Consider the following 20,055-nt stretch of genomic DNA (forward strand, 5'->3'; position numbering starts at 1 on the left):
GCGCTTACGCAGCCTCTGGAGCCGGCGCTTTACCTGGTCGCCACCCCTATTGGCAACCTGGCGGACATTGGGCTGCGTGCGCTCGATGTACTGCGCCGAGCCGATCTCGTAGCCTGCGAGGATACGCGGGTCACGAGTCGTTTGTTGCACGCTCATGGTATCGAAAGATCCCTGCTTGCCTACCATGACCATAACGCCGAACGCGTCAGACCGAGACTGATTGAAGCCCTGCGGGATGGCAAGACCGTGGCGCTGGTCAGCGATGCCGGCACGCCGCTGGTGTCTGACCCCGGCTACAAACTCGTACAAGCCCTGCTGGATGAAGGCCTGGCCGTGACCGCGGTTCCCGGGGCTTCCGCGGTGCTGATGGCGCTCAGCCTGTCCGGCCTGCCCAGCGATCGCTTCTTCTTTGGCGGTTTTCTGCCGGCCAAGACTGCGGCGCGTCGCAAGACACTGGGGGAAGTCAGCGCTGTACCGGGCACGTTGATCTTTTTTGAATCCCCGCGGCGTCTGGCTGAAGCCCTCGTCGATGCTGAAGCTGTTCTGGGCGGGGCGCGCCCCGCCGCCGTTGCGCGCGAGCTGACCAAGCTGCACGAGGAAGTGCAGCGCGGCCCCCTGTGCGATCTGGTTGCTCACTACCGCGATGTGCCGCCGCCGCGGGGCGAAATTGTGCTGCTGATCGGGCCGTTGCCGGAGGCTGTGCAGGAACAGAGCGCGGAGGAGCAGCTCGACGGGCGCCTGATTGCCGCCCTGAAAGCAGAGACTCTGCGCGATGCCGTTGATCGTGTGGCAGCGGAAAGTGGTTTGCCGCGCCGGAGGGTCTATCGCCGCGCGCTGGAGTTGGAGCGGGGCGATGAGCGATGACGCCAGCCTACGGCGCGAAGCCTATAGCCGGGGCCGCCGGGCCGAACGTCTCGCGGCTTGGTGGCTGCGGCTGAAGGGTTATCGCATCCTTGCCCGCGGTTGGCGCTCGCGCCTGGGCGAGATCGATCTGATCGCAAAGCGTGGGTCTGTGCTGGTTTTCGTGGAGGTGAAGCGGCGCAACGAGGAGGCCGCCGCCATGCGGGCGATCTCGCTGCGCCAGCGCCAACGTATTGCCCGCGCCGCCCGGCTTTTTCTGCAACAGAATCCGCAGTTCTCTCTTTGCGCCTGTCGTTTTGATGCGCTGCTGCTCTATCCTGGCCGCCTCCCGCTCCACTTGCCGGATGTCTGGCGCGAAGGGGGGTAAAGATGTTCAGGATACTGCCCCATCACTGGAAGGACGTTGACCGCGGTGCATCCGCCCTTGAGGCTGAACGCTACGCACCAGACAGGAGGACAAGCTTGCGGTGATAGGCGGGACAGGATCGGATCGTAATCAGATTGCCACGATACTGCGCGACCAGGCGAGTAAAGCCGATGCGCAGCTGGACCTCGCGCGGCTGGCAATCTTGCTGGCGGTTTTCCAAAGCTCGGGCGACGAACCACTCGACCGCTATTTTCATCACCTCACGCTGCTGGAACGCGATGCGGCGGACCTGGCCCGGCGGTGCAGCACTCCGCCAAAGCTGGAGGAGCAGGTTGCGATCATCAACCACCTGCTCTTCGAGCGTTACGGCTACGCTGGCGACGAGGAGACCTACGACGACCTGCAGAATGCCGACATGATGCGGGTGATCGACCGCCGGCGCGGGTTGCCGGTGGCGCTTGGCATTCTCTATCTGCGGATCGCCCAAAGCTGCGGCTGGTCCGCCGAGGGCTTGGGTTTTCCGGGACATTTCCTCATCCGGATGGAAGCCGAGGGGCGCCGGGCGATCATCGACCCCTTTAATGGCGGGGCGGTACGCACCGCGGATGAGCTGCGTGAGTTGCTCAAGGTCCTCTCTGGCGTCGATGCCGAACTGCAGCCCGAGCACCATGCCGGGGTGAGCAATCGTGAGGTGCTGCTGCGCCTGCAGAACAATCGCAAGCTCCGACTGTTGCGCGATCAAAAGCGGGTCGAGGCGCTGCGTGTGATCGAAGGTATGCTGCTGTTCGCGCCGGCCACGCCGGCTCTGTGGCGGGAAGCGGGGCTGCTCTACATGCACGAAGAGAATCTCGGCGCAGCCATCCAGGCCTTGCAGCACTATCTTTCCCTTGAGGGAGATGACGGTCACCGGACGGAAGTGCGTGAGATCCTTGCGCGTCTTCGCACGCGGCTGAACTGAACTGGCTTAACCGAGTCAGCTTAGCTGAGACTGTGACTTTGCAGGTCGGGCGGGTGGTGCTAACCCTTCCGCTTTCCGAACTAGGGGATTGTTCATGAGCCTCGCTGTTGCCATCCAGATGGACCCCATCGAGGGGGTCGACATCAACGCGGACAGCACTTTTGCGCTGGCGCTGGAAGCTCAGGCGCGTGGCCATGCGCTCTTCCACTATCAGCCACAGGACCTGGCCTTTCGCGATGGCCGCTTGTTCGCCCGCGCCCGGCCGCTGCGCGTCGAGCGCAAGCTGGGAGAGCATGCGGAACTGGGGGCGCCGGAGTCGCTGGATCTCGGCGGCCTCGACGTGGTGCTGATGCGCCAGGACCCGCCCTTCGATATGGCTTACATCACCGCCACTCACCTGCTGGAGCACGTGCACCCCAGCACGCTGGTGGTCAACGACCCCATGCACGTGCGCAATGCGCCGGAAAAGCTCTTTGTCACCCAATTTCCGGATCTCATGCCGCCGACGCTGATCACCAGCGATCACGCTGAGGTCGTGGATTTTCGCGTCCAGCACGAGGACATCATCGTCAAGCCGTTGTTCGGCAACGGCGGCGCCGGCGTGTTCCACATCGCACCGGGCGACGAGAACCTGAATGCTCTGCTCGAGCTCTTCACTCAGCTCTATCGCGAACCGATCATCGTCCAGAAGTACCTTCCGGAGGTGCGCCAGGGCGACAAGCGGATCATCCTGGTTGATGGCGAGGCGGTGGGGGCGATCAACCGCATCCCCGCCGAGGGGGAGGCGCGCTCCAACATGCACGTGGGCGGACGTGCCGTGGCCTGCGATTTGTCCGCGCGCGACCGGGAGATCTGTGAAGCCATCGGACCCGCGCTGAAGGAGCGGGGCTTGATCTTCGTCGGCATCGACGTGATCGGCCGCTACCTAACGGAGATCAATGTCACCTCGCCAACGGGCCTGCAGGAGATCGAGCGTTTCACCGGAGACAACCTTTCGGGCATGATCTGGGATGCGATCGAAGGCCGCCTGGATGATCGGCCGGACCGTCGGCTGCCCGAATAGTGCTCCACATCGGCGCCGCTCCTCGACTGGCGTAATCTAAACTATTTCAATTTAACCGCGTTCTCTGCATAGTCGTGCTCGACTGAACAGAGCGGGGAACGGGAATGGTCGCGCGCGTGGCGACGGTCGCGTTTCAGGGGATCGAGGTCGTGGAGGTCGATGTCCAGGTCCGGCTGCATCCGGGGCTGGCAAACTTCCTGATCGTCGGTCTGGCTGACAAGGCGGTGGGGGAAAGCCGCGAGCGCGTGAGCGGTGCGCTCGCCTCCCTGGGTCTTTCGCTGCCGCAGAAGCGCATCGTCGTGAACCTGGCGCCCGCCGATCTCGCCAAGGAAGGCAGCCACTTCGACCTGCCGATCGCCGTCGGGCTGCTCGCCGCCATGGGCGTGCTGCCGCCGGACGAGATGGCGGGCTTTCTGGCGCTGGGCGAGCTCTCATTGGACGGCCGCATGAATCCCGTCGCCGGTGTGCTTCCCGCCGCACTGCATGCCTCGGCACAGGGGCGCGGACTGATCTGCCCCCAGGCGCAAGGCGGCGAGGCGGCTTGGGCACAAGGCATTGAGGTTCTGGCGCCCAATGATCTTCTGGCACTGGTAAATCACGTGAAGGGCAGCCAGGTGCTCACCCCGCCAGAGCCCGCCGTGGCCCCGCCGCGGGATGAAGGTGCTGATCTCGCCGACATCAAGGGTCAGGAAAGTGCCAAGCGCGCCGCAGAAATTGCGGCTGCTGGCAGCCACAACCTTCTCATGACCGGACCGCCCGGCAGCGGCAAGTCCATGCTGGCGGCACGCTTGCCCGGCCTGCTGCCATCTCTGTCGCCGGCGGAGGCGCTGGAGGTGTCGATGATCCATTCCGTGGCCGGCACGCTGGAGGAGGGCAAGTTGCTGCGTCAGCGGCCCTTTCGCGACCCGCACCACTCGGCCTCGCTGCCGTCGTTGGTGGGTGGCGGCCATCGGGCAAAACCGGGCGAGGTGTCGCTGGCCCACAACGGCGTGCTCTTTCTCGACGAGCTGCCGGAGTTCGCACGCGCCACCCTGGAGGCCCTGCGCCAGCCCCTGGAGACCGGGCGCGTCTCCATCGCGCGGGCCAACGCGCATGTGACCTATCCCGCGCGGGTTCAACTGGTCGCTGCAATGAACCCCTGCCGCTGCGGCCATCTGGACGATGCCGCCCAGGCCTGCGCCCGCGCGCCGCGCTGCGCTTTGGACTATCAGGCAAAGATTTCCGGCCCGCTGTTCGATCGCATCGATCTGCATGTCGACGTGCCGGCGGTCTCCCTCGCGGACCTCGCCCTGCCGGAGCCGAGGGAGGGCAGTGCCCAGGTCGCGGAGCGGGTAGCGGCTGCCCGGGCGATCCAGGCCCGGCGTTTCGCCGCCCTCCCGGAAGACCGCCGGCCGCGCAGCAACGCGGAGCTGGAGGGGCGCCTGCTGGAGGAGGCGGCTGAGCTCGACGGCGATGCCCGCGGACTGCTCACCGGTGCCGCCGAGAAACTGCGCCTCACCGCCCGCAGCTATCACCGGGTGCTGCGGGTCGCTCGTACGCTGGCCGATCTGGCCGGCGAGGAGAGGGTGGGCCGCCCTCAACTTGCCGAAGCGCTCACCTATCGCCGCATGGCGCTCAGCCGCACCTAAGGCACGCCGCGCGATTCCAAAAGCCGGCCAACTGCATTAGGTTCGCCTCCCATGAGGCAGACCCAATCATCGAACATCGAGCAACTGGCTGAACAGGTGGTGGCGGGTGACCGGCGGGCGCTTGCCCGGGCCATCACGCTGGTGGAGTCCACCCGGCCCGACCATCGCGCTTCGGCCGATGCTCTGCTGGCCCAACTGCTGCCGGAAACCGGCAAGGCCGTGCGCCTGGGCATATCCGGCGTACCGGGTGTGGGTAAGTCCACCTTCATCGAGGCCTTCGGGCTCTACCTGATCGAGCAGGGGCGCCGGGTGGCGGTGCTCGCGGTCGATCCCTCCTCGCGGCGCGCCGGTGGGTCGATCCTCGGCGACAAGACGCGCATGGAGCTGCTTTCGCGCTCGCCGGATGCCTTTATCCGGCCCTCCCCGGCGGGGCGGTCTCTGGGCGGTGTGGCGCGGCGGACCCGCGAAGTCCTGCTGCTGTGCGAAGCGGCCGGTTACGACGTGGGTATCGTGGAGACGGTGGGCGTTGGCCAGTCGGAAACCGCCGTGGCCGAGATGGTCGATCTCTTCGCGCTGTTGCTTCTGCCCGGAGGCGGCGACGAGCTGCAGGGCATCAAGAAGGGCATTGTCGAACTGGCCGAACTGGTGGTGGTCAACAAGGCCGATGGGGACATGCAAGCCGCTGCTCGCCGCGCCGCGGCCGAGTACCGCAGCGCGCTGCGCATGCTGCGCCCGCTTTCGGCGGATTGGCAGGTGCCGGTCCTGCAGGTCTCCTCCACTGAGCATCGCGGTTTTGCCGAAGTCTGGGCCGCGGTCCAGCGTCACCGCGAGGTGTTGGGCGAGGCGGGCTTGGCAAGCCGGCGCGCTGCCCAGGCCAAGGCCTGGATGTGGTCGGAGATCGAGGAGGAGTTGCGCAGCCGCTTTGCCGCCGCGCCCGCTGTGGCCGCACGCCTGGCCGAAGCGGAAGCGGCGGTTGCCGCGGGCCGCACCACACCAGCAGCGGCTGCCCAGGAGCTGCTGGGCCGCTTTCTCGGCGAGGCGCCTTCGCGCGACTAAGCCGTGGCGCTATCTCTTGTCTGGGTTCGGCTCTTCCAGCAGGTCGATCAGGCGGGACAGCATGCGATCGCGTATCCCCATGTCACGCAGGTGGCGTTCAGTGTTTATTAAGTAGTCGCGGCAGGGGCCTCGCAGGCCCACGCCCTGGCGAATGAGCGCGGCGGTGTTCTCCGCATTGAGGCGGCAGTACTGGCCGTGCCCAGGATCGGCAACAAAGGACAGGGCATGCGCCGGACCTTGCGGTGTGTCGACGCGTAGCCAACGGGGTCGATAGACCCCCGTAATCATTTCCCGCTCCCAGAGATAGTCGAGCACCTCCTCGCCCTCGGAGGCCGGCACCCGGAAGGCCATCCCGCGGCAGGCCCCGCCCGGCGCCAGGCCGAGCACCAGACCCGGTCGTTCCGGGGTGCCCCGATAGCGCAGGGAAAAGACACAAAAGCGCCGGTGGTAGCCGCGCAGCAGGGCGCTGCGGCCCTCGTGGTGAGGGAAGCCTGGGTTCCACATCAGTGAGCCATAGCCGAAGACCCACCAGTCACGATCCTTGGGTAGAACGGGCCGCGCACGCGCCACTGGTTCCTCTACGGCGCGCAGGAGAGTATCGGGGTCGGGAAGAACAAGGTCTGCTGTCATAACCGCCGGACACTTTAACGATTGTACCGCGTCGCGGCAAAGCTTCATCCTGGACTGAATGGACTAGGCCTGTTCCGAATTGGGCGGGATCGGAGTATGGACGTGAACCCGCCCCGCTCTGCTGTAGGATTCCACCTCATGCGTCGATTGATTGTTTCCCTGCTGTTCCTGCTCGTGCTGCTCGGCGTGGCGTGGAGCGCCTTTTGGTGGTGGTCAGCCGGGGAGTTGAAGCAGCAGCTCACCCGCTGGCAGACGGTGCAGCGCGAGCAGGGCCGAGACTTCGGTTTTGCGTCCGCCACCGTTTCCGGCTACCCAGCGCATTTGCGGCTGAGGCTGGAGCAGCCGCATCTGACAGGGCGGGGCGGTTGGCGGTGGGAGGCACCGGCGGTCCACGCGGAAGCCGCCTTCCTTGATCTCCGGACCATCACTGCGACGTTCAGCGGCACCCATGAACTGTATCCGCCTGAGTCCAGCGGTGCGGCTGAGCTTCAACTGGCTGTGGGTGCGGGACAGGGGCGCTTCCTGCTTGATGATCGGGGTGCCGTGGCGAGCGGTCGCCTGCAGCTCCAGCGGTTGGCATTGGCCGGACACCCCGACGGTCCCAGTTCGCTCCGAAGGCTGGACCTCGCCTGGGGAACGCTGGCGGGCGAGGAGGAGCCTCCGGCGCGGGAGGCGCTGCTGCCATTTTTTCTGGCGATGGAGGACTGGGATCTGCCCGGCGCACTGGCGCCGCCCCTGGGCCGGCGGATCGATCTATTGGAAGCCCAAGGCCGGGTAGAGGGGACTGTCCCCTTGGCGCCGCCGGAGGAAGCGCTGCCTGCCTGGGCAGCGGAGGGCGGCACGACGGAGCTGGAGCACATGGCGCTGCAGTGGGGGCCCTTGTCCCTGGCGGGCGATGCCAGCGTCACGCTGGACGAGCGCAATCGTGTGCTGGGGGCCGGTACGGCACGCATTCGCGGCTTCGAACGCACCCTTGATGCGCTTCACGACGGTGATGTTATTGCCGAGGACATTGCCCGGCTCGGTGCCATGGGCCTGCGCGCGCTGTCCCAGGAAGATTCGGACGGCCACCGCGTCATCGAGGTGCCGCTCTCGGCGCAGGACGGCCTGCTCTACGTGGGGCCGCTGCCGCTCATGCCCTTGCTGCCGCTGTTCTGAGACAGCGCCGGGCAAGAAAAAGGCCGGACGGCCCGAGAAGGCCGCCCAGCCTGTAACTGCCTCTTTGGCCTACCGGATCAGGAAACGGGCGTTTCCGCCACCGGGGTCAAGGGCTTGCCCTTCTCGAAGAAGCTGGTGATGTTGTCGACCACCAACTGACCCATGAGGTTCCGGGTGTGGATGGAGGCGGAGCCCACGTGGGGCAACAGCACCACACGCTCCATGGCCATCAGTTCCGCCGGCACCTTGGGCTCGTGCTCGAAGACATCGAGTCCGGCCGAGAAGAGCCGCTCCTCCTTGAGGGCCGCGATCAGGGCCTGCTCGTCCACCACCGAGCCGCGCCCGACATTGATGAGGACGCCCTGCGGTCCGAGTGCGTTGAACACGTCGGTGGAGATCAGGTGGTGCGTCGAGGCGCCACCGGGTGCCACGGAGATGAGGATGTCCACGTCGCGCGCCATCTCCACGAGATTGTCGTAGTAGCGATAAGGCACATCGGACTGCTTGTTGCGGCCGTGATAGGCGATGGGGCTGCCGAAGGCCTCCAGGCGGTGGGCAATCGCCTTGCCGATGCGGCCGAGGCCCAGGATGCCGACCTTGCGTTCGCGCAGCGTGTTCTGGGTCAGCGGGAAGGCACCTTCCTTCTCCCAACGGCCCGCGCGCAGGTAGCGCTCGGTTTCCGAAAGCTGACGCACGGTCATCAGCAGCAGGCCGAGGGTGGTGTCCGCCACCTCGTCGGTGAGGACGTCCGGCGTGTTGGTGACATAGATGCCGTGCTTGCCGGCCCAGGCCGCATCCACCGTGTCATAGCCGACGCCGAAGTTGGACACGATCTTCAGATTGGGAAAGCGGCTCATGAAATCGCCGTCGACGCGGCGGTGCCCGCCGGTTGCGATGCCTTCCACCTTGTCGGCTACGGCGGCGATGGCCGCCTCCTGGTCCTCTGCCTCCCACAGCTTGTGCAGGGTGAAGGCGTCATCCAGTCGCTGCACGACCAGATCCATCATGCGCCCGGGCATCAGGATGTGGGGTTTGCTCATGCTCTCGTTCCTCTGTTTTTGCGATTTGAAGGGCGTTGCGGAGACCCGCGTCACAGACTGGCTAGCACAGATGTCCTGACGAGGCAGCAGCATCCCGCCATGCAGATCGCATCTATCAGAACCGTTTGTTGACCCGCATCATGCGGTCCGGGGTCGCTTGAGGCTTATCTGGAGCTTAAGACAGAGGCGCCGAGGTGAATAAAGGTGGCGAGAGCGACACGACCCGTGGCCGCCTCATGTGTCCACAGGTAGTTATGGTGCATGACAAAGCCTGGCTTGGGTTCGGGAAGCACCACGACGTCTACCTTACTTCAGCAGATCGTCGAGATGGCTGTGTTCTGGGTCCATCTCCGCGCGCGCCACCGCGTCGATGACCACATCGACGGCGTCTGCTATGCGGTGGCTGCGCTGCGCAGCGGCCCTGAGCCAGTCATAGTGGTCGGCCGACATCAGCACGAATTCCCGCCGCCCGTGCCGGGTGATCTCGACCGGCTCGCATTGTGCTTTGTGCTGGAACTCTCCGAACTCGCGCTGGAACTCGAGCAAATCGACGGTTGTCATGAAAGGCATCCTTTGAGAGCGAACATCTGAAATACACCGACAACTCGTCTTTATATAAAGCCCGCGGCTGTGCCGTTAATGGCGCGCGTCTCAGTAGGATCGCGGCAGTCCGAGCACGTGCTCGGCCAGATAGGAGAGGATCAGGTTGGTGGAGATGGGGGCGACCTGGTAGAGCCGCGTTTCGCGGAATTTGCGCTCTACGTCGAATTCTTCTGCGAAACCGAAACCGCCGTGGGTCTGGATGCAGACGTTCGCCGCCTCGTTGGAGGCATCGGCCGCCAGCATCTTGGCCATGTTGGCCTCGGCGCCGCAATCGGCCCCGGCCTCGTAGAGGCGCAGGGCCTCGAGCACCATCAAGTCGGCCGCGCGCGTGTTGGCGAAGGCCTTGGCGATGGGGAACTGAATGCCCTGGTTCTGCCCGATGGGCTTGCCGAAGACGCTGCGTTCCCGGGCGTAGTCGCTGGCCTTGTCGAGAAACCAGCGGGCGTCGCCGATGCATTCCGCGGCGATGAGAATGCGCTCAGCATTCATGCCCGAGAGGATGTAGCGGAAACCCTTGCCCTCCTCGCCGATGCGGTTCTCCGCCGGCACCTCCACGTTGTCGAAGAAGACCTCCGTGGTGGCGTGGTTCATCATGGTGCGGATCGGCCGGATGGTCAGACCGGCCTCGCGTGCCTCGCGCATGTCCAGAAGGAAAACGGAAAGGCCGTCGGTTCGCTTGGCAGCCTCTTCCTTCGGCGTGGTGCGGGCGAGCAGCAGCATGAGGTCGGAATGCTCGGCCCGCGAGGTCCAGATCTTCTGGCCGTTGACGATGTAGCGCTCGCCGTCGCGTTTCGCGGTGGTGCGGATCGAGGTGGTGTCGGTGCCGCTGCCTGGCTCGGTGACGCCGAAGGCCTGGAGCCGCAGGCGGCCGCTGGCGATCTCCGGCAGCCAACGCTGCTTCTGGGCTTCGGAGCCATGACGCAGCAGGGTGCCCATGACGTACATTTGGGCGTGGCAGGCCGAGCCGTTGCAGCCGGCGAACTGGACCTCCTCCAGGATGGCGGCGGCGGCCGACAGCGGCAGCCCGGAGCCGCCATATTCTTCGGGAATCAGTGCCGCCAGGTATCCCGAGTGGGTCAGCGCGTCGACGAAGGCGGTGGGGTAGGCGCGATCGCGGTCGAGAGCCTGCCAGTAATCACCCGGAAAGTCGGCGCAAAGCCGGCGCACCGCTTCGCGGATCTCCTGGTGGTCGTCGCCGAAGCTGCTGCCGTTCATCGCGCTCATCCTCTGCCTTTGCGCCCCGGCGCTTGGTTAGCAAGCGCCGGCGGCTGAGGAAACGCCCAAAGCACCGCGGCAGGCGAGCCTAACGATAGACCGGGGTGTCTTCCGACAGGACATGAGGGTCCTGGTGAATGATGACGTTGGCGCCGGGGAAGTGGGTCTGCAGGTCGGCCTCGACCGTGTCGGCGATCACGTGGGCGCGGTAGAGGCTCATGCCGCCGTCAAGTTCCAGATGAAGCTGGATGAAGGTGTTCTGACCGGATTCCCGAGTTTTCAGTTCATGCACGCCGAGTACGTCCGGGTGGGCCCGGACCACCTCCAGGATTTGCTTTCGCTGGTCGTCCGGCAACTCCCGGTCCATCAGCATGTCGAGCGCTGAGCGCCCGATCTTCAGCGCACTCCAGAAGATGTAGCCGGCGATCACGAGGGCGATGATCGGATCGGCCAGGATCAGGTTGAACTGCGTGGCGAGGATCAGTGCCACGATGACACCGGCATTGGTCAGCAGGTCGGCAAAGTAGTGCAAGGCATCCGCGCTGATCGCCGTCGAGCCGGTGCGCCGCACCACATAGTGCTGGAAGCGGGTGAGGGCGAAGGTGGCCAGGATCGAGAAGACCATAACAGCCAGGCCCACGCTGCCGGATTCGATGGGTTGCGGATTGAGCAGCCGCGGCAGTGCCTCGAACACGAGGAAAAGCGCGGAGCCGGTGATCAAGCCAGCCTGCACCAGCGCCGCGAGGGGCTCCGCCTTGCCATGGCCGAAGCGATGCTCGGCATCGGCCGGTGCCAGCGCATGCCCGACGGCGAAGAGGGTCACGAGCGAGGCGGCGGCATCCAACATCGAATCGATGAGGCTGGAGAGAAGCGCGACCGACCCGGTCAGCCACCAGGCGCCCAGTTTGGTCGCGATCAGCACCAGAGCGGTGGTCACCGAGGCATAGGTGGCCAGCCGCATCAGTCGCCCATTCTGCTTGGCCGTGCTCATGGCAGGTCTCTCGTGCTGCGGGCGGTCAGGGGTAGAGTCGCTGCTTCTGCCAGGGCTGGTCTTCCGCATCACGGCTGTAAAGGGCGCGGTCGTGAAGGCGGAAAGCACCGTCTTGCCAGAACTCGATGCGCAAGGGCGCCACACGGAATCCGGTCCAGTAAGCCGGGCGGGGGACGGTGCCCGTGGCATACTTGGCCGCATAGCGCGCCACGCGCTTCTCCAAGGCAAAGCGGCTTTCCAGCGGCCGCGACTGCTGCGAAGCCCAGGCGCCGATGCGGCTTTGCCGGGGTCGGCTTTCGAAGTAGGTGTCGGCCTGCTCCGGTGTCACCACTGAAACGGGACCTTCCACGCGTACCTGGCGGCGCAGCGACTTCCAGTGGAAGAGCAAAGCTGCATTGGGATTCGCCGTCAGCTGCTCGCCTTTGCGGCTTTCCACATTGGTGTAGAAGGTGAAGCCGCCATCATCCGCGCCCTTCAGCAGAACCATGCGCAAGGAGGGGCGGCCCTGGGCATCGGCAGTGGCCAGGGCCATGCCCGTCGGGTCGTTGATCTCCTTTTCCTCGGCCTCGGCAAGCCAGCCGTGGAAAAGGGCGAGCGGATCGTCGGCGGGGCTGTCGGGATTGAAGATCGCGGGCATCGGCTGCATCATTCCACTGTCGAGAGCAATTGGCCGCTTTTCGTATGAGGGATGTCCGGGCGGCGGCCTTTCGTCCGGCACAATGCCATGCTGATGCCAAAATGCCAGCGTTGCTATCAGCCGGGGCGCGCTTCAATCGGGAGAGCGCCAAGTGCGCCAAGAATAAGGGGCGATATACAATGACCAAGAAATTCATCACGATCGCGGTTCTGGCCGGGGGGCTGGCGTTGGCCGGCTGCGCAGAGCAGGGCGGTCCCGGCACGAAGCAGACCATTGGTGCTGGAACGGGCGCCGTGCTTGGCGGCCTGGCCGGTGCCGCCGTTGGCAAAAGCGGCTCCTCCGCGACTCGCGCCGCCGCCACCGGCATTGGTGCAGTCGCTGGACTGCTGCTTGGCAGCGAGATCGGCAAGCACATGGATCAGGCCGACAGGGACCGCGCCAACCAGGCCGTGTCGCGGGCGCACACCGCGCCGCTTGGTGAAGAGATCACCTGGAACAATCCGGACAGCGGCAACTACGGCACCGTGGTGCCGACTCGCGACGGGACGAACCAGAGCGGCCAATACTGCCGCGAGTATCGTACGACTGTGAATGTGGGCGGCGATGTCGAGGAAGCCTATGGCACTGCCTGTCAGCAGTCCGACGGCAGTTGGAAGATCGTCTCCTGATTTACGATACAGAAGTGTAAAAAACACTGCTGGCAATCTGGTCATGGCGTCTTGCCGTGACCAGATTGTTTCGTGACACCGGCGCGATGCTGCGATGCTATGGCCGCAGCGGGCATTGGTGCTCTCTGCTTGATGGAGTCACGCCTGCATGAAGGATCTCTATAGCGTCCTGGGGGTCGCCAAGTCGGCCAAGGCCGATGAGATCAAGGCGGCCTACCGCCGTCTGGCCAAAAAGCTGCACCCCGACCTCAATCCGGGCGACACGAAGGTGGAGCAGCAGTTCAAGGACGTCAGCCACGCCTACGCCATACTGTCAGATCCCGAAAAGCGCCGGCGCTACGATGTCGGCGAGATTGACGCCAGTGGTCAGGAAACGGCCCGAGGCGGCTTTTACCGCAGTGCGCATGGCCGAGGCGGAGAGAAGTACGCTCACTATGAGACGGCGGGCGGAGGTTTCGAGGATATCTTTTCAGATCTGTTCGGTGGCGGTTTTGGAGCACGGGGCGGCGGCGGCCCCAAGCAGAAGGGGGCGGATGTCTCCTATAGCCTGAAGGTCAGCTTCACCGATGCGGCATCAGGGGCGCGCAAGCGTGTGCAGATTGGCGATGGACGTACCCTGGACCTGACCATTCCCCCTGGCACTGAGGACGGACAGACGCTGCGGCTCAAAGGGCAGGGGCTGCCGGGATTCGGCGGGGCGCCCGCTGGCGATGCCTACGTCGAGGTGAAGGTTGAGCCTCATCCATTCTTCGGCCGGGAAGGCAAGAATCTGCATCTGGAACTGCCCATTTCCCTGGTCGAGGCGGTGCTGGGCGGCACGGTCCAGGTCCCAACCCTGGCCGGCAAGGTGGCCATGAAGGTGCCGCCGGGCTCTAACAGCGGGAACACCCTGCGTTTGAAGGGCAAGGGCGTGCCGGACCGCCGTGGCGGTGAGCCGGGAGATCTCTATGTCACCCTGCGGGTGGTACTGCCGGAGAAGCCGGATGAGGAACTCCAGGCCTTCGCTAAGGACTGGGCCACGCGCCACAGCTACAATCCTCGCGTGAAGGCGGGGATGGATTGATTGCCGTTGAAGAAGGGGAGGTCAGGATGCCATTCAGCCTCGCCGAGGTGATCGACCGGACTCGGTCCGCCGGACTGGAGGTGGAAGAGCAGGAGGTCGTTGCCTTCGTTCGCCAGTCCTGGGTCCTGGCGCGCCGGTCGGGGAGCGACTGGCATTTCGATGAGGCCGACGCGGCGCGGGTCAAGCTGATCGTCGAACTCAAGCGTGACCTGGACGTCAATGACGAGGCCATTCCGCTGGTTCTCAATCTGCTGGACCAACTCTACGGCGTGCGGCAGGTTCTGGACGATGTCCGCGTCGCCGTCGAAGCGCTGCCGCCGTCACTCCGTCGGGAACTCGAGCAGCATCTGGCGCGCGTTCCCCGCCAGTAGCTTCACCGCCATTTGGATTCTTCGTGATACAAACCAACGACGACAGCCCGCTGGACCCGGATCGGGTTCCCGGGCGCTTTGGCGATATTGTGGGCTATCGCCTGCTGGACTGGCAGGAAGGAACGGCTCTGCTCGAACTCTGGCTGGACGAGCGGCACCGAAACCGCAGTGGGGTGATGCACGGCGGTGTGCTGGCGACGCTGATCGACGCGGCCTGCGGCTACGCCGGCACCTATTGCAGCGTGCCCGGCAACGTCCGGCGGGCCATGACGCTGCAACTCTCCACTCAGTTCATCGCTGCCGGCCGCGCGGGGCAGCGCCTGCTCGCGCGCAGCCGCTGCACTGGTGGCGGTCGCTCGGTCTTTTTTGCGAGCGCTGAAGTGAGTGCGGACAGCGGTCCGGGAAGCGAGGCGAAGCTGATCGGCCGCGGGGAAGGGGTCTTTCGCTACCGCCGCGGCGCTCATGCCCTCGAGGGCGTGCCGGCGGAAACCTACGCTACCAACCGCCGCGGCTGAGCCAGCGGTCCACCATCTCCAGGCGGTCGGAGCCCCAGAAGGGCTCATCGTCCACGAAGATGAAAGGTGAGCCGAAGACGCCGCGCGCGAGGGCGGCCTCGACCTCCTGCTTGAAGCGTTGCTTGATCGCCGGCTCCTGCAGCGCCTGGCTGAGGGCGGCGCGGTCAATGCCCAAGCCTTCGGCCACGGCCAGAACCCCCTCCGCCGAGCTGATATCGCCGCCTTCAGCGAAGGCCTTGCGATAGAGCGCGGTCACTAGATCGCCGGCTGCCGTCGGGTCATCGCCTTGCTGCCAATAGACCGCGCGACAGGCCGCCACCGAGGCGAAAGGGAAGGCCGGCGGGAAGGTCAGCGGCACGCCGATCTCGCGCGCGCAGCGCTCCATGTCGCGGCGCGAGTACTCGCCCTTCATCGGCACGTTCACCAGCGGCTCCCCGCCGATTTTCTGGTAGACCGCGCCGAGGAGGTAGGGTTTCCAGGCCACCTTGCGGTCATGCTTTGCTGCCAGCTTTTCAATCTGCATGGCGGCGAGATAGCCGTAGGGGCTGGAGAAGTCGAAGTAGAAGTCGAGTGTTGCGGAGGCCATGATCTCTCCTCTTGCCTTGGTTCAGGCTCGGCGCTTTTGCGCGCGGCTTTGCAGGCTGCGGAAAAGCGCGGTCATGCCGAAGGTCCAGGGTTCCGCCTCATCGCAGGGCACAACCCGGTTTACCAGCTGTCCGAGCTCGGGGGCGCCGATGGTGACGATGTCACCGCTCTTGTGGGTGAAACCCTGGCCCGGGGCGTCGCGATCCTCCACCGGTGCGAACATGGTGCCGAGATAGAGCACAAAGCCGTCCGGGTACTGGTGATGCGGGCCGATGGTCTGGGCCACGATATCCGCGGGGTCGCGCGCAATCTTGCGCATCTCGCTCTCGCCCTCCAGGCGGAAGCCGTCCTCGCCTTCCACTGTCAGCGAGACCTTGGTGCTGCGCACGCTGTCGAGATCGAAACCGCCATCGAAAAGCCGCAGGAAGGGGCCGAGCGAGGCACTGGCATTGTTGTCCTTGGCCTTGCCCAGCAGCAGGGCCGAGCGGCCCTCCACGTCGCGCAGGTTGACGTCGTTGCCCAGGGTCGCGCCGACAATGCGGCCATCGGGTGCCACCGCCAGCACGACCTCCGGTTCCGGGTTGTTCCAGGCAGACGCTGGGTGCACGCCCACCTCGGCCAGATGCCCGACCGAGGACAGCGGCTGTGCCTTGGTAAAGACCTCGACGTCGGGCCCGATGCCCACCTCCAGGTACTGCGACCAGACACCCTTTTGGATCAGCAGTTCCTTGAGCGCCATGGCCTCCTCGGAGCCGGGCTTCAGGCTGGCGAGATCCTGGCCGATCGCCGCCTGGATCTCCTTGCGCGCCGTTTCGGCCTGCGCGGGGTTGCCGCGGGCCTGTTCCTCGATCACCCGTTCCAGCAGGCTGATCACGAAGGTGACGCCGGAAGCCTTCACAGCCTGCAGGTCGATGGGGCTGAGCAGCCAGGGATGGTTGCTGTCACGGCCCTGGCGCGGCGTGTTCGCCAGAATGGCTTGCAGATCCCCCAGAGATTCGCCCGAAAGGTTCCTGGCGAAACTTGCTGGATCGGCTTCGGCGCAAAGCGCACTGACCGTGGCGATGCTGTCGGTGACGTCCAGCAGTTCGTTCCCGCGTACCACCACCACGGCCGGGCCCTGCAGATCCGGACGCCAGACGCGGCCCACCAGCACGGCCTCGGCGGCGTCCTCAGGCAGGCACCAGGCAGCCTCGCTTCTCAGTTCCATCGGGCATTCCTCCTTGTTCTTCGAGCGCGACCTTAGACCGACCGAGCCCGGCACGAAAAGTTGTTCGGCTTGATTCAGCTGGGGATGTCGGCCTTGCGTTGGTGCAAGTGCACATCACGCGCGCCGTGACGCAGCAGGATATCTCGGGCCTGCGCTTCGGCGGCAGCATCAGCGCAGGCGACCCAGAGCAGCACGGCGCCTTGCTCCAGGGCGCGGGCGAAGGTTTCGCTGTGCGGGGTTGCTTCCACCTGGTCGAGGGCTTCGCGCAGCGCCATGGCCGCGACGCCGGCCCCCACGGCCACGGAGATGGCCGCACCTACCGGGCCCGTTGCCACCGCAAGAAAGCCGGCGGTGGTGAGCGGCCCGATGTACTTCACTTCGCCTACCATTCCGGACAGGCGTTCGTGCCATGGCTCGTCTTGTGCCGCTTCCAGGGCTTCGTGGCTATCCAGGACGGAGAGGTCGGCGTGCGCGAAGCCGTTGGCGAGAAGTGCTGCGATCGCCGCCTCGAACTCCTCGCGCGTGCCGAATTGGCCGACGATCTCCGGCAGCGGGATATGGGACGATTGGGTGTCTGTCACTCAGGCTTCTCCTTCGATGCCAGTACGCAGGCGCGGCGCTGCCAGGGCCCGGCGCTTATGCTAGGGTCCCGCGCCTTCATTCACCAGAGCGAACGAGTCTCGAGAACCGTGCCCGACGCGCAGCCTAGCGAAAGCCCCGCCGGCAAGGCGGTGACCCCCATGATGGAGCAATACCTGGCGATCAAGGAGGCGCATGCCGATTGCCTGTTGTTTTATCGCATGGGCGATTTCTACGAGCTCTTCTTCCAGGATGCGGTGGAGGCGGCGACAGCGCTGGATATCACCCTGACCAAACGCGGCCAGCATGACGGGGAGGAGATTCCCATGTGCGGCGTGCCGGTGCATGCCCACGAGGCCTATCTCTCCCGCCTTATCCGCAAGGGCTTCCGGGTCGCCGTTTGCGAGCAGATGGAGGATCCCGCCGAGGCCAAGCGCCGCGGCTCCAAGGCGGTGGTCAAGCGCGAGGTTATCCGCATCGTCACGCCGGGCACCCTGACCGAGGACCAGCTGCTCGATTCGCGCACCAACAACTATCTGGCCGCTCTGGCTGATGCAGCCGGTGGCCTGGGGCTGGCCTGGCTGGATGTCTCGACCGGCGACTTCCAGGTAGAGTCGCTACAGGTGGATCGTCTGTCGGCGGCGCTCGGCCGGGTGGAGCCCAGCGAACTGCTCCTGCCGGATCGCCTGCTGGCGCGTTCAGAGATTGCCGAGGCACTGGCCGACTGGAAGGCGCGCCTGGCGCCGTTGCCCGGGACTCGTTTCGACAGCGAGAACGCCCGCACCCGCCTGGAGGGGCTCTACGAGGTTGGGACGCTGTCCGGCTTCGGCGACTTCGACCGGGCCGAGCTTTCCGCCGCCGGCGCCCTGGTCGACTATCTCGAACTGACCCAGAAGGGGCGCCTGCCGCGACTCGCGCCGCCGCGTCGACCGGGGGAAGGCGGGCGCGCGGTCATGGAGATCGATGCCGCGACCCGGCGCAACCTTGAACTGACCCGCGCCATGGATGGCGGCCGGCGCGGCAGCCTGCTTGCGACCATCGACCGTACGGTCACCGGGGCCGGCGCACGCCTGCTGGCGAGCCGACTCTCGGCGCCCCTGACCGATCCTCAGGCGCTCACGGCGCGCTTGGATGCCGTGGCCTTCCTGCTGGCGGAGGAAGGCTTGCGCCAGGATCTGCGTGCCTCGTTGAAGGCCTGCCCCGACATGGAGCGCGCCCTGTCGCGTCTTTCCTTGGGCCGCGGGTCCGCGCGCGACCTGGCCGCCGTGCGGGCCGGTTTGGCGGTGGCGTCGGAACTCCAGCGCCTGCTCACCGATCCGGCCGTGCAACCCTGCCCCGCTGAGGTGCGTGCCTGTGCCGAACGGCTGGGCGGATTGCAGGAGCTGCGCAGCGAATTGGAGCGGGCCCTGGTGGCCGACCCGCCGGGGCTGTTGCGCGATGGCGGCTTCGTCGCTGCGGGCTACTCAGGCGATCTCGACGAATTGAAGGGATTGCGCGACGAAAGCCGCCGCCTAATAGCCGGCCTGCAGGCCAGATACGTTGAGGCGACGGGTATTGCTTCCTTAAAAGTGAAGCACAACAACGTGTTGGGCTACTTCATCGAGGTGTCGGCCAGCAACGCGGGCAAGGTACCGACCGGACCCGACTCGCCCTTCGTCCACCGCCAGACCCTGGCAAGCGCCACGCGTTTCAGCACGGTGGAGCTGTCCGAGCTCGAACAGAAGATCCTCTCGGCCGCCGACAGGGCCTTGGCGCTGGAGGTGGAGATCTTCGAGGCGCTCTGTGCCAGGGTGCTGCAGGAGGGAGACCAGGTGGCGGGTGCCGCTCGGGCACTGGCTGAAATCGACGTCACCGCAAGCTTGGCCAGCCTTGCCCGCAGTGAGGACTGGTGCCGACCGCAGGTGGAGGATTCCGACCGTTTCGTCATCGAGGGTGGCCGGCACCCTGTGGTGGAAGCCGCCCTCAGGGCAGAGCAGGGTGGGCCCTTTGTCGCCAACGACTGTGACCTCTCGGACGAACAGCGCCTTTGGCTGGTGACCGGCCCCAACATGGCGGGCAAGTCGACCTTCTTGCGCCAGAATGCCTTGATCGCGCTCTTGGCGCAGATTGGCTCCTTCGTCCCGGCGCGCCAGGCCGTGATCGGTACGGTGGACCGGCTGTTCAGCCGGGTGGGCGCGGCCGACGATCTGGCGCGCGGGCGCTCGACCTTCATGGTGGAGATGGTGGAGACGGCTGCGATCCTGAACCAGGCCGGGCCGCGCGCGCTGGTGATTCTCGACGAGATCGGCCGGGGCACCGCCACCTTCGACGGGCTCTCGATTGCCTGGGCCTGCGTCGAGCATCTGCACGAGGTCAACCGCAGCCGCGCGCTCTTCGCCACCCACTACCATGAACTCACCCGCCTCTCGGCGACCCTGCCGGCGCTGACCTGCCATGCCATGCGCGTGAAGGAATGGCAGGGCGAGGTGGTCTTTCTGCACGAAGTCGGCCCGGGCGCTGCCGATCGCTCCTATGGCATCCATGTGGCCAAGCTGGCCGGACTGCCCGCAGCCGCCGTGGCCCGTGCCGAGGCCGTGCTGGAGAAGCTGGAGCAGGGGGAGCAGGCCGGGGCCCTGTCACGTCTGGCCGATGACCTGCCGCTGTTCAGCGCCGCCGCCCGCCAGGTCGCACCAGCGGGCGAAGCCAGAGGCCCCGACCCGCTTGAGGAGGTCTTGGAGGCGGTCAATCCAGACGAACTGACTCCGAAGGAGGCGCTGGACCTGCTCTACCGACTGCGCGCGCTGCTCTCCGAAGCCGCCCGGGCTTAGCCGCATCGGCAAGACGGGGCCGTCGAACGGTCAATATTGATCTCCACTTTTGA

At 65.8% G+C, this 20,055-nt stretch carries 21 protein-coding genes; 12 read left to right on the top strand and 9 right to left on the bottom strand.

The annotated features are described in order from the left end of the window. Window positions 1-33: 33 nt before the first annotated feature. From rsmI to meaB, 6 genes are all read left to right on the top strand, one after another. Window positions 34-864, top strand: coding sequence for a 16S rRNA (cytidine(1402)-2'-O)-methyltransferase (gene rsmI / locus P2G67_RS02695; protein WP_275819857.1), 831 nt, complete (start codon window positions 34-36; stop codon window positions 862-864). Further along, entirely contained in the window at window positions 854-1,228 is a 375-nt protein-coding gene (locus P2G67_RS02700) for a YraN family protein (RefSeq protein ID WP_275819766.1), read from the top strand. The genes rsmI and P2G67_RS02700 overlap by 11 nt, the downstream gene beginning before the upstream one ends. 100 nt (window positions 1,229-1,328) lie before the next feature. Then, window positions 1,329-2,186 (top strand): SirB1 family protein, encoded by an 858-nt coding sequence (locus tag P2G67_RS02705; protein WP_275819768.1) that lies wholly within the window; start codon window positions 1,329-1,331, stop codon window positions 2,184-2,186. A gap of 94 nt (window positions 2,187-2,280) precedes the next feature. Further along, entirely contained in the window at window positions 2,281-3,249 is a 969-nt protein-coding gene (gene gshB / locus P2G67_RS02710) for a glutathione synthase (protein ID WP_275819770.1), read from the top strand. A 104-nt stretch (window positions 3,250-3,353) separates the two neighbouring features. Next, window positions 3,354-4,877 carry a YifB family Mg chelatase-like AAA ATPase gene (locus tag P2G67_RS02715; protein ID WP_275819772.1) on the top strand — a complete coding sequence of 508 codons (1,524 nt, stop codon included), beginning with the start codon at window positions 3,354-3,356 and terminating at the stop codon, window positions 4,875-4,877. 51 nt (window positions 4,878-4,928) lie between these two features. Continuing rightward, a complete protein-coding gene (gene meaB / locus P2G67_RS02720; protein WP_275819774.1) occupies window positions 4,929-5,933 on the top strand; it encodes a methylmalonyl Co-A mutase-associated GTPase MeaB in 1,005 nt (334 codons plus the stop codon). A 9-nt stretch (window positions 5,934-5,942) separates the two neighbouring features. On the opposite strand, the gene P2G67_RS02725 is transcribed toward meaB, so the two are convergent. Then, a complete protein-coding gene (locus P2G67_RS02725; RefSeq protein WP_275819776.1) occupies window positions 5,943-6,563 on the bottom strand; it encodes a gamma-glutamylcyclotransferase in 621 nt (206 codons plus the stop codon). A 138-nt stretch (window positions 6,564-6,701) separates the two neighbouring features. Between P2G67_RS02725 and P2G67_RS02730 the strand changes: the two genes are divergently transcribed. After that, window positions 6,702-7,721, top strand: a complete 1,020-nt coding sequence (locus tag P2G67_RS02730) for a DUF2125 domain-containing protein (RefSeq protein WP_275819778.1) — start codon at window positions 6,702-6,704, stop codon at window positions 7,719-7,721. A 77-nt stretch (window positions 7,722-7,798) separates the two neighbouring features. On the opposite strand, the gene P2G67_RS02735 is transcribed toward P2G67_RS02730, so the two are convergent. From P2G67_RS02735 to pdxH, 5 genes are all read right to left on the bottom strand, one after another. After that, window positions 7,799-8,761 carry a 2-hydroxyacid dehydrogenase gene (locus tag P2G67_RS02735; RefSeq protein ID WP_275819780.1) on the bottom strand — a complete coding sequence of 321 codons (963 nt, stop codon included), beginning with the start codon at window positions 8,759-8,761 and terminating at the stop codon, window positions 7,799-7,801. A gap of 306 nt (window positions 8,762-9,067) precedes the next feature. Further along, window positions 9,068-9,322 (bottom strand): type II toxin-antitoxin system prevent-host-death family antitoxin, encoded by a 255-nt coding sequence (locus tag P2G67_RS02740; RefSeq protein WP_275819782.1) that lies wholly within the window; start codon window positions 9,320-9,322, stop codon window positions 9,068-9,070. 90 nt (window positions 9,323-9,412) lie between these two features. Continuing rightward, window positions 9,413-10,579, bottom strand: a complete 1,167-nt coding sequence (locus tag P2G67_RS02745) for an acyl-CoA dehydrogenase family protein (protein ID WP_322099622.1) — start codon at window positions 10,577-10,579, stop codon at window positions 9,413-9,415. Window positions 10,580-10,667: 88 nt separating this feature from the next. After that, window positions 10,668-11,570 (bottom strand): cation diffusion facilitator family transporter, encoded by a 903-nt coding sequence (locus tag P2G67_RS02750; protein ID WP_275819786.1) that lies wholly within the window; start codon window positions 11,568-11,570, stop codon window positions 10,668-10,670. 25 nt (window positions 11,571-11,595) lie between these two features. Beyond that, window positions 11,596-12,207 (bottom strand): pyridoxamine 5'-phosphate oxidase, encoded by a 612-nt coding sequence (pdxH, locus tag P2G67_RS02755; RefSeq protein ID WP_275819788.1) that lies wholly within the window; start codon window positions 12,205-12,207, stop codon window positions 11,596-11,598. A 179-nt stretch (window positions 12,208-12,386) separates the two neighbouring features. Here pdxH and P2G67_RS02760 point away from each other — a divergent pair, with 179 nt between their 5' ends. The 4 genes from P2G67_RS02760 to P2G67_RS02775 all read left to right on the top strand — a co-directional run bounded on the left by P2G67_RS02760 (window position 12,387) and on the right by P2G67_RS02775 (window position 14,824). Beyond that, entirely contained in the window at window positions 12,387-12,875 is a 489-nt protein-coding gene (locus tag P2G67_RS02760; protein WP_275819790.1) for an RT0821/Lpp0805 family surface protein, read from the top strand. A 148-nt stretch (window positions 12,876-13,023) separates the two neighbouring features. Further along, a complete protein-coding gene (locus tag P2G67_RS02765; RefSeq protein WP_275819792.1) occupies window positions 13,024-13,938 on the top strand; it encodes a DnaJ C-terminal domain-containing protein in 915 nt (304 codons plus the stop codon). Window positions 13,939-13,964: 26 nt separating this feature from the next. Continuing rightward, window positions 13,965-14,309, top strand: coding sequence for a chaperone modulator CbpM (locus P2G67_RS02770; RefSeq protein ID WP_275819794.1), 345 nt, complete (start codon window positions 13,965-13,967; stop codon window positions 14,307-14,309). 23 nt (window positions 14,310-14,332) lie between these two features. Continuing rightward, window positions 14,333-14,824 carry a PaaI family thioesterase gene (locus tag P2G67_RS02775; RefSeq protein WP_275819797.1) on the top strand — a complete coding sequence of 164 codons (492 nt, stop codon included), beginning with the start codon at window positions 14,333-14,335 and terminating at the stop codon, window positions 14,822-14,824. On the opposite strand, the gene P2G67_RS02780 is transcribed toward P2G67_RS02775, so the two are convergent. The 3 genes from P2G67_RS02780 to P2G67_RS02790 all read right to left on the bottom strand — a co-directional run bounded on the left by P2G67_RS02780 (window position 14,805) and on the right by P2G67_RS02790 (window position 17,197). Continuing rightward, window positions 14,805-15,410, bottom strand: a complete 606-nt coding sequence (locus tag P2G67_RS02780) for a 2-hydroxychromene-2-carboxylate isomerase (RefSeq protein ID WP_275819799.1) — start codon at window positions 15,408-15,410, stop codon at window positions 14,805-14,807. The genes P2G67_RS02775 and P2G67_RS02780 overlap by 20 nt on opposite strands. A gap of 21 nt (window positions 15,411-15,431) precedes the next feature. After that, complete coding sequence (locus P2G67_RS02785) at window positions 15,432-16,616, bottom strand: fumarylacetoacetate hydrolase family protein (protein ID WP_275819801.1); 1,185 nt, start codon at window positions 16,614-16,616, stop codon at window positions 15,432-15,434. A gap of 74 nt (window positions 16,617-16,690) precedes the next feature. Beyond that, on the bottom strand, window positions 16,691-17,197 hold the full coding sequence (locus tag P2G67_RS02790) for a hypothetical protein (protein ID WP_275819803.1): 507 nt from the start codon (window positions 17,195-17,197) through the stop codon (window positions 16,691-16,693). Between the two features lie 159 nt (window positions 17,198-17,356). On the opposite strand from P2G67_RS02790, the gene mutS reads away from it, so the two are divergent. Further along, window positions 17,357-20,002 (top strand): DNA mismatch repair protein MutS, encoded by a 2,646-nt coding sequence (gene mutS / locus P2G67_RS02795; RefSeq protein WP_275819859.1) that lies wholly within the window; start codon window positions 17,357-17,359, stop codon window positions 20,000-20,002. The last annotated feature ends 53 nt before the right edge of the window (window positions 20,003-20,055 follow it).

The sequence above is a fragment of the Aquibaculum arenosum genome (assembly GCF_029222965.1).
GTDB lineage: Bacteria > Pseudomonadota > Alphaproteobacteria > Kiloniellales > DSM-21159 > Aquibaculum > Aquibaculum arenosum.